Below are 8892 nucleotides of genomic sequence, written 5' to 3' on the forward strand. Positions count from 1 at the left end.
GGCTGCGATCTTTTGATCTTGAAAACCAGAATCAAAAGATCGCAGCCTGCGGCAGCTCCTACAGGGGGATTGTCGGAATCTTTCCCGACAAAAATACTAGGACTTTGTCCGGCGCGATGATTGGCGTAAACTGCGCCCAAGCCTGCGAGGAGTTTCCATGACCGCTATTACCATCACCGACGCCGCCCACGATTACCTGGCTGATCTGCTCTCCAAGCAGAACACCCCGGGTATCGGCATCCGCGTCTTCATCACCCAGCCTGGCACCCAGTACGCCGAAACCTGCATTGCCTACTGCAAGCCGGGCGAAGAAAAACCCGAAGACACCGCGCTGGGGCTGAAAAGCTTCACCGCTTACATCGACCATTTCAGCGAAGCGTTCCTGGACGATGCCGTTGTCGACTATGCCACCGACCGCATGGGCGGCCAGTTGACCATCAAGGCGCCAAACGCCAAAGTGCCGATGGTCAACGCCGACAGCCCGGTCAACGAGCGCATCAACTACTACCTGCAAACCGAGATCAATCCTGGGTTGGCCAGCCACGGCGGCCAGGTCAGCCTGATCGACGTGGTCGAAGACGGCATTGCCGTCCTGCAATTCGGCGGCGGTTGCCAAGGCTGCGGCCAGGCTGACGTGACCTTGAAGGAAGGCATTGAGCGCACCTTGCTCGAGCGTATTCCCGAGCTCAAGGGCGTGCGCGACGTGACCGACCACACGCAGAAAGAAAACGCCTACTACTAAGGTGTTCGCTGCAAAATGAAAAAACGGCGCCCATCGTGAGCGCCGATCGTTCCCACGCTCTGCGTGGGAATGCCTCATCGGACGCTCCGCGTTCGGCTTTAGAGGGGACGCAGAGCGTCCCGGGCTGCATTCCCACGCAGAGCGTGGGAACGATCATCATGGCCTGTAGAGATGCGCATGCCCCGCACGATACAGCGACGACTCGCTGAACTGCTCACTGCCCAGCACCCGACCCACAAGAATCAGCGCCGTGCGCCGAAACCCCTTGGCTTCCACCTTGTCGGCAATGTCCTCAAGCGTCCCCACCACCCAGTCCTGATCCGGCCAGGTCGCCCGGTGAATCACCGCAATTGGGCAGTCTGCGCCGTAATGCGGCCGCAGTTCGGCCAGGATTTTCTGCAGGTGTTTGACCCCCAAATGAATCGCCATGGTCGCCCCGTGTTGCGCCAGGCTGCCCAGTTCCTCGCCCGCGGGCATCTCGGTCTTGTCGGCGTAGCGTGTCAGGATCACGCTCTGCGAAACGTCCGGCAAGGTCAGTTCCGCGCCCAGAAGCGCAGCGCAGGCGGCCGTGGCGGTCACGCCGGGGACTATTTCAAAAGGGATGCCGAGTTCTCGCAGGTGGCGTATCTGCTCGCCTATTGCGCCGTACAGGCTCGGGTCACCGGAATGCACGCGCGCCACGTCCTGGCCATTGGCATGGGCCGTCTTGATCAGTTCGATGATCTGTTCCAGGTGCAGTTCGGCGCTGTTGACCACCTGTTCGGCGCAGTGCCCTTCCAACACGGCGGCGGGCACCAGCGAGCCGGCATAGATGATCACCGGGCAGGTGCGAATCAACCGCTGGCCTTTGACGGTGATCAGTTCGGGATCGCCGGGACCTGCGCCAATGAAGTAGACCGTCATTAAGGATTCCTGTTGAAAAGGGACGCTGGGCAAGGCTTCAGATGAAGAATGCTCATGATCGAATGCGCAGATTATCGGGGATTTTACGCGGCGCCAGCCAATGCGAGGGTAGCCTGGGCATATTTTTGGCGTGGGATCAGCAATGTAGCCGGGCCGTTGGCCAGTTGCTCGGCCAGTGCCAGGGCGGCACTTTCCGCTACGCCATAGCACCCGGTGCGTTCAAAGGCGATGTCCGAATGATGGCTCAGTCGGGGTTGATAGCTCGCCAGTTGTTCACTGCTGAAATACATCATCTGTAACCCAAGCTGTTCGGCCAGTTCGTTCAGCGCCGGTTCGTCGCGCTTCAAGTCGATGCTGGCCAGGGCCTTGATCCGATGCAGTTCGATCTGGTGCGCCTGCAGTGCCTGGTCAAGCAGTGCCCGCAACGTGCTGACGGGGCAGCCACGCTGGCAGCCCAGGCCGACCACCAGGGTCGGCGCTGCGCTGAGGCCTGTCATGCGGGGTATTGACCATCGCTTTTGCGGCGGAACAACCAGGCACTGATCAGGCCCAGGGCCAGCCAGAACGCCATGTTGGTCAGCTGCGAAGCGATCTTGAACTGAGTTTCCAGTGCCTCTGGAGCGAGCATCGAGTGCACTTGCGGTTGCGGAGCGCCAATCACATGAGGCACCGCAAGGATCGCCACGCCAAGGACTTTCATCAGCCAGTGACGGCTGAACACGATCAGGGCGATACCGACAGCGGTGGAGGCGGCGGTGCCGATCCACCAGAGTTGGCGTTGCGCCAGATCGGCAGCCGCGGTGCCCGGCAACTCAGGTGGCAGGCCAAGCGTCGGCGCCAGCACAAATGTCGCGTAGCCAGCCAAGCCCCAGAGCAGGCCCTGGGAGGTTTTGGTCGGCGCGCGCAGGGTGTAGAGACCAGCGAGCATCAGGGCGAAACCAACCGCCACTACCAGGTTACCGCCAGTGGTCGACAGCACGCGCTGCCAGCCGTCTTCCGGTTCCCAGGCTTCGGCATCGTGGGTATGTGCGGCTACACCAGCGGCGTGTTCATGAACTTCAACCGCTGCTGGTCCTGATTGTTCGTAGGTTTCGGCCTGCAAAATCAGCGGTGAAACCCACAAGCTTTGCAGCAGGGTCAGCAGCAGGGCGGCCAGCAACCCGGTGAAACCTGCGGTTTGCGCAATACGCTTGATCATGTCGACAGGTCTCAATGGCACGGGAACGCGGAACTGTGGCGCGTATCGTGTGCGGCGTTGTGCACTGCTTCGATGTGCGAGAAACCGGCGAAATACACCAGGCTGGCGCCGAGGATTGACGCAAAAATCGCCGCGGTCAGGCGTTGGGACAGGGTAGTGGTGCTGCTGGCGGCATTGCTGTGGCCGGTGCTGCTGATAATCGACATGGCGCTTCCCTCTGTTCGGTCAGCGGGGAATAAGAGCGCAAGCAGAACTCCGCACGACCGAGCGCGCAGAAGTCCGAACAGCGCCCGCCCACCGCGGGTTTGTTGATTGAAGTGATGGTGATGGTCACTTTGTGTTGCGGGCCGGTCTCCGGGCTCACGAGGGGCGCAGGCGTTAGCCTGAACCTTCCAGCGTCACCTTCCCATGCCGCATTGGCACAGTGGATCTGACGCTTCACTCGCTTACCGTTGCGGGGGCAGCACCGGACTGACATGGCCTGAAGTAAAGCACATGATTCACCGGTTTCCCGTTTCACCCTGTGAAGGGCACCCGTAACAAGATGCGTAGGAGAGCATGGGCGGGGGGCGGGCGTCAATTGGCAAGGGTTCTCACTTGAACATCGAGTCGTTCCCTTCGCGAGCAAGCCCGCTCCCACATTTGACCGAGTTCCTTCAGGGCAGACCCTCAAGTGTGGGAGCGGGCTTGCTCGCGAAGGGCGCACCGCAGGAATCATGTGAACATTGACCCGCCCCGATACCATGCGTAGCCTTGCGCTTTCGAGGTTCTTCGGCGTTTGTCGAAGCTAAGAAGGGAACGCGGTCAATGCCGCGGCTGCCCCCGCAACTGTGAACGGTTCAGTTTCTGCCATGCCACTGCATGCGCCAGCCATGGCGCGCGCGGGAAGGCGCAGCAACCGCCAGTCCAACGACTGGCCAGCCGTCAGCCAGGAGACCTGCCTCGATACAGATTCTCACTACAACCGGGCGGGGTGATCCGGTGGCGAACGCTTCCTGCGCGCGTGTGCGTTGCCGGTTCTCGTCCCGTATGCCCGCCACCTTGCCAAAGGGCATCCGATGAAAACACTGGCCAAACTCCCCGTCACCATCGTCACCGGCTTCCTCGGCTCGGGCAAAACCACCTTACTGCGGCACATGCTCGACAACGCCCAGGGCCGCCGCATCGCGGTGATCGTCAACGAGTTCGGCGAGCTGGGCATTGACGGCGAAATCCTCAAGCAGTGCTCTATCGGTTGCACCGAAGAAGAGGCCAACGGCCGTGTCTACGAACTGGCCAACGGCTGCCTGTGCTGCACCGTACAGGAAGAGTTCTTCCCGGTGATGCGCGAACTGGTGGCCCGTCGTGGCGACCTAGACCACATCCTGATCGAAACGTCCGGCCTGGCCCTGCCAAAACCTTTGGTCCAGGCCTTCCAGTGGCCGGAAATTCGCAGTGCCTGCACCGTTGACGCGGTGATCACCGTGGTCGATAGCCCGGCCGTCGCGGCTGGCACGTTCGCCGCGTTCCCGGATCAAGTCGACGCCATGCGCAAACTCGACCCGAACCTGGATCACGAATCGCCTTTGCACGAGCTGTTCGCCGACCAGTTGGCCAGCGCCGACCTGGTGATCCTCAACAAGGCCGACCTGATCAGCCCTGAAGACCTGGCACGCGTACGCCTGGAAGTCGCCGAGGAACTGCCGCCAGCGGTGAAAGTCATCGAAGCCAGTAGCGGGCGCCTGCCGCTGGACGTGCTGATCGGCCTCGGTGCCGGGTCCGAAGAACACATCGACAGCCGTCACAGCCATCACGATCACCACCATGAAGGCGAAGACGATCACGACCACGATGCCTTCGATTCGATCTCCATCGAACTGCCGGCATCCGACGAAAGCCTGCTGATGGATGCGCTGACCCAACTGGTGGTGCAGCACGGCATCCTGCGCGTCAAAGGTTTCGCCGCGGTCCCGAACAAACCGATGCGCCTGCTGATCCAGGGCGTGGGCACCCGATTCGACAAGCATTTCGACCGCCAGTGGAGCGCTGAAGAAGCACGCACCACCCGTCTGGTGTTGATTGGCCAGGCGCTGGACGCCACAACGCTCGAAGCGCAATTGCGCGCCGCGCTCAGCGTGTAACCCATGCACCTGCTCAGGACCCAGCCCGGCGGATTCGTGTCGGATGACAACATTGCCGACCTAGGGCAAACCCCCGCCGAGCTGGTTATCCTGTGCAGCGGCGACTCCAGCCTGGCGTTGCTTGCCGAAGCGGCGCAGCAGTTGCCCGAAGACTACCCAAGCGTGCGCCTGGCCAACCCGATGCAGGTGCAGAACCATGCATCAGTTGATCTGTATGTCGACGAAGTCCTGCGCCATGCCAAGGTCATCCTGATTTCGCTGCACGGCGGCATTGCCTATTGGCGCTATGGCGTCGAGCGGCTGGTGGAGTTGTCGCAGCGGGGTGTACAGCTGATCCTGGTGCCGGGCGATGATCGACCGGACCCGGAGCTCAGTGATCTGAGCACCGTGGGCGCTGGGGATCGCGACCGGCTTTGGCAATTCCTGCGTCAGGGTGGCATGGGCAATGCCCTCGACTTTTTCCGTTGCCTGGCCAATCGTTGGCTCGATCGCGACTACGCCTGGGCCGAGCCGCACACCTTGCCGCGTACGGCGATTTACCACCCACAAAAAAGCCCTGCGGCGCTGAGCGACTGGCGGGCCCAGTGGCAGAGCGGTCAGCCAGTGGCGGCGGTGCTGTTCTATCGCTCGCATTTGCAAGCGGCGAATACCGCATTCATTGATGTTTTCTGTCAGCGCTTGCAGGCGGCGGGGCTTAACCCGTTGCCAATTGCGCTGGCCAGCCTGAAAGAGCCTGGCTGCCTTGCCGTGGTCGAGGACTGGCTGGATGAAGTCGAGGCGGGGGTGATTCTCAACACCACCGGTTTCGCCCAATCCAGTCCGGAGGCACCGCACTTGCGGCCATTTCGCCGCAATATCCCGGTGATCCAGGCCATTTGCGCCCAAGACAATGAACCGGGTTGGCGAGCCAGCGAACAAGGCCTCGGCCCCCGCGATCTGGCGATGCACATTGCGCTGCCGGAACTGGACGGGCGCATCATCAGTCGCCCGATCAGCTTCAAGGACCTGGCCTGGCGCAGCGAGCGCAGTCAGTCCGACGTGGTCTGCTATCGCGCTCAGCCAGAACGCATGGACTTTGTCGCGCAACTGGCGCGGCGCTGGATCGATCTGGCGCGGTTGCCCAATGGCGAAAAACGCATAGCGCTGATTCTGGCAAATTACCCGACCCGTGATGGTCGGATAGGCAACGGCGTCGGGCTCGATACACCGGCTGCGGCTTTGAATATCCTGCGTGCGCTGCATAAAGAAGGCTATCCGCTGCCAGCCGATCTGCCTGCCAGCGGCACCGCGTTGATCCAGCAATTGTTGGGCGGTGTCAGCAACGACCTCGAAACCCTCGATCAACGCCCGTGCCAGCAAAGCCTGGCCATGGACGATTACCTGCTGATGTTCAACGCGTTGCCGCAAGTCAATCGCCAGGCCGTGCTGGAGCGCTGGGGCGAGCCCGACAGTGATCCGATGTGTCGTGGCGGGCGGATGATGATCGCCGGGTTGCGCTTTGGCCTGACCTTCGTTGGCATCCAGCCGGCGCGGGGTTACCAGGTCGATCCAAGTGCGGTGTATCACGACCCGGACCTGGTGCCTCCCCATGGCTACCTGGCGTTCTATTTCTGGTTGCGCAATACCTACGGCGCCCACGGCGTAATCCACGTGGGCAAGCACGGCAACCTGGAATGGCTGCCGGGCAAGGGCGTAGGGTTGTCGGAGCACTGCTGGCCGGATGCGCTGCTCGGGCCGTTGCCGAACATCTATCCGTTCATCGTCAACGACCCGGGTGAAGGCGCCCAGGCCAAGCGCCGCACGCAAGCGGTGATCATCGACCACCTGATGCCGCCACTGACCCGCGCCGAGACCTACGGCCCGCTGCGTAATCTCGAGTTGCTGGCCGACGAATACTACGAAGCGCAATTGCTCGATCCACGGCGAGCGCGGGAACTGCAGCGCGACATCCTGCAATTGGTCCGGGACACCCACATAGACCGCGAGCTGCAATTGGACGATCAGCTCGATAGCGATGCGGATGCGGCGATCTGGCTGCCGCGCCTGGACACTTACCTGTGCGACTTGAAAGAGTCGCAGATCCGCGATGGCTTGCATGTTTTTGGCGAGTCACCGGCCGGAAGGCTGCGCATCGATACGTTGCTGGCGCTGCTGCGCATTCCCCGGGGCGATGGCCGTGGCGCGCAATCGAGTGTGCTGCGGGCCTTGGCCAAGGCGTTCGCGCTGGGCTTCGACCCACTGGATTGCGCGCTGGCCGAGCCGTGGAGCGGACCGCGTCCCGGCGAATTATTGTCGGTCAGCGGTGAACCCTGGCGCACCACGGGCGATACCCGCGAACGCCTCGAACTGTTCGCCGCACAGCTTATTTCACAGGTGTTGAATGCCCCCTGTGAGAACCTCCCAAAGGAGGCTTGCTGGACTGAAGTGAACGCTATCCTCGAGCATTTGCGCGAACTGGTAGCACCCAGGCTGGATGCCTGTGGCCCCGCAGAAATGCGTGGCCTGCTCGACGCCCTCGGCGGCCGGTTCGTCCCGGCAGGCCCCAGTGGCGCGCCGAGTCGCGGTCGCCTGGACGTGCTGCCCACCGGGCGCAACTTCTATTCGGTGGACGTACGCAACCTGCCCACCACCACCGCGTGGCGCATCGGTTTCCAGTCCGCCAACCTGATTCTCGAACGTCACCTGCAAGACCATGGTGATCATTTGCGTCAGCTCGGCCTGTCGGTCTGGGGCACTGCGACCATGCGCACCGGCGGCGACGATATCGCCCAGGCCATGGCGTTGATGGGCGTGCGACCGGTTTGGGCCACCGGCAGTCAACGGGTGGACGACTTTGAAATTCTGCCGCTGAGCCTGCTTGATCGTCCGCGGGTGGACGTGACCTTGCGTGTATCGGGTTTCTTCCGCGATGCCTTCGCCAACCTGATCCGCCTGTTCGATGCGGCCGTGCAAGCGGTCGCCGCGCTCGATGAGCCGGATGACTTGAATCCGCTGGCAGCCAAGGTGCGCGCCGAGCGTGAAGCGCTGTTGCAATCGGGACTGGATGAAGACGCGGCGCGGCGGCAGGCCGGCTGGCGCATTTTCGGTGCCAAGCCCGGCGCGTATGGCGCAGGCGTGCAGGGCGCCATCGATGGTCGCCTGTGGCAAAGCCGCGAGGACCTGGCCGAGGTTTACCTGAATTGGGGTGGCTACGCGTACGGCGGGTCTGATGAAGGTACGGTGGCCCGTGAGCAGTTTTCCCAGCGCCTGAGCCAGGTACAGGCGGTGCTGCAAAACCAGGATAACCGTGAGCACGACCTGCTCGATTCCAATGATTACTACCAATTCCAGGGTGGCATGCTGGCTGCCGTGGAAAGCCTGAGTGGCGAGGCGGCGGCCAGTTATCACGGCGATCACAGCCAGCCGGACCTGCCGAAGATCCGCACCCTGAAGGAAGAACTGAACCGGGTGATCCGCTCCCGGGCGGCCAATCCAAAGTGGATCGACGGGGTCAAGCGGCACGGCTACAAAGGCGCATTCGAAATGGCCGCGACGGTGGACAATCTGTTCGCCTTCGACGCCACCACGCGGTTGATCGACGATCACCAGTACGCGTTGCTGGCCGATGCCTATCTACTTGACCCGGGCACTCGGGATTTCGTACGCGAGCATAACCCCCATGCCTTGCGCGACATGACCGAGCGTTTGCTCGAAGCGCAACAGCGGGGGATGTGGAAAGAACCGGGTTCGTATCGCGAGGCCTTGGAAAATTTGCTGCTGGATATAGAAGAAGACAGCTAGTGCAATACCCCTGTGGGAGCGAGCCTGCTCGCGAAGAGGCCAGCACAATCAACATTATCGTTGACTGACAAACCGCTTTCGCGAGCAGGCTCGCTCCCACAGGGGAACGTGTATTGACCCCGACCACTAACTAGTCCTTATAATTACCA

Annotated in this window: 7 protein-coding genes and 2 riboswitches; of the genes, 3 read left to right on the forward strand and 4 right to left on the reverse strand. The window is 62.0% G+C overall.

Annotated features, from left to right (window positions below; genetic code table 11):
- Positions 1-157: 157 nt before the first annotated feature.
- The gene (gene nfuA / locus AC3WWR_RS25160) at positions 158-742 is read left to right on the forward strand and encodes a Fe-S biogenesis protein NfuA (RefSeq protein ID WP_007912592.1); all 585 of its coding nucleotides are present in this window, start codon (positions 158-160) and stop codon (positions 740-742) included.
- Between the two features lie 156 nt (positions 743-898).
- On the opposite strand, the gene cobM is transcribed toward nfuA, so the two are convergent.
- From cobM to AC3WWR_RS25180, 4 genes are all read right to left on the reverse strand, one after another.
- The gene (gene cobM / locus AC3WWR_RS25165; protein WP_020795443.1) at positions 899-1645 is read right to left on the reverse strand and encodes a precorrin-4 C(11)-methyltransferase; all 747 of its coding nucleotides are present in this window, start codon (positions 1643-1645) and stop codon (positions 899-901) included.
- Positions 1646-1728: 83 nt separating this feature from the next.
- Entirely contained in the window at positions 1729-2142 is a 414-nt protein-coding gene (locus AC3WWR_RS25170; protein ID WP_020795442.1) for a cobalamin biosynthesis protein, read from the reverse strand.
- On the reverse strand, positions 2139-2843 hold the full coding sequence (locus tag AC3WWR_RS25175; protein WP_020795441.1) for a CbtA family protein: 705 nt from the start codon (positions 2841-2843) through the stop codon (positions 2139-2141). Before AC3WWR_RS25175 ends, AC3WWR_RS25170 begins: the two co-directional genes overlap by 4 nt.
- 11 nt (positions 2844-2854) lie before the next feature.
- A complete protein-coding gene (locus AC3WWR_RS25180) occupies positions 2855-3049 on the reverse strand; it encodes a CbtB domain-containing protein (RefSeq protein ID WP_020795440.1) in 195 nt (64 codons plus the stop codon).
- 122 nt (positions 3050-3171) lie between these two features.
- A riboswitch (cobalamin riboswitch) is annotated at positions 3172-3396 on the reverse strand.
- A gap of 194 nt (positions 3397-3590) precedes the next feature.
- A riboswitch (cobalamin riboswitch) is annotated at positions 3591-3802 on the forward strand.
- 99 nt (positions 3803-3901) lie between these two features.
- Here AC3WWR_RS25180 and cobW point away from each other — a divergent pair.
- Positions 3902-4963 (forward strand): cobalamin biosynthesis protein CobW, encoded by a 1062-nt coding sequence (gene cobW / locus AC3WWR_RS25185; protein ID WP_020795439.1) that lies wholly within the window; start codon positions 3902-3904, stop codon positions 4961-4963.
- A gap of 3 nt (positions 4964-4966) precedes the next feature.
- Positions 4967-8743 carry a cobaltochelatase subunit CobN gene (cobN, locus tag AC3WWR_RS25190; RefSeq protein ID WP_492599162.1) on the forward strand — a complete coding sequence of 1259 codons (3777 nt, stop codon included), beginning with the start codon at positions 4967-4969 and terminating at the stop codon, positions 8741-8743.
- Positions 8744-8892 lie beyond the last annotated feature (149 nt).

This window comes from Pseudomonas sp. EB271-G4-1 (genome assembly GCF_058791355.1).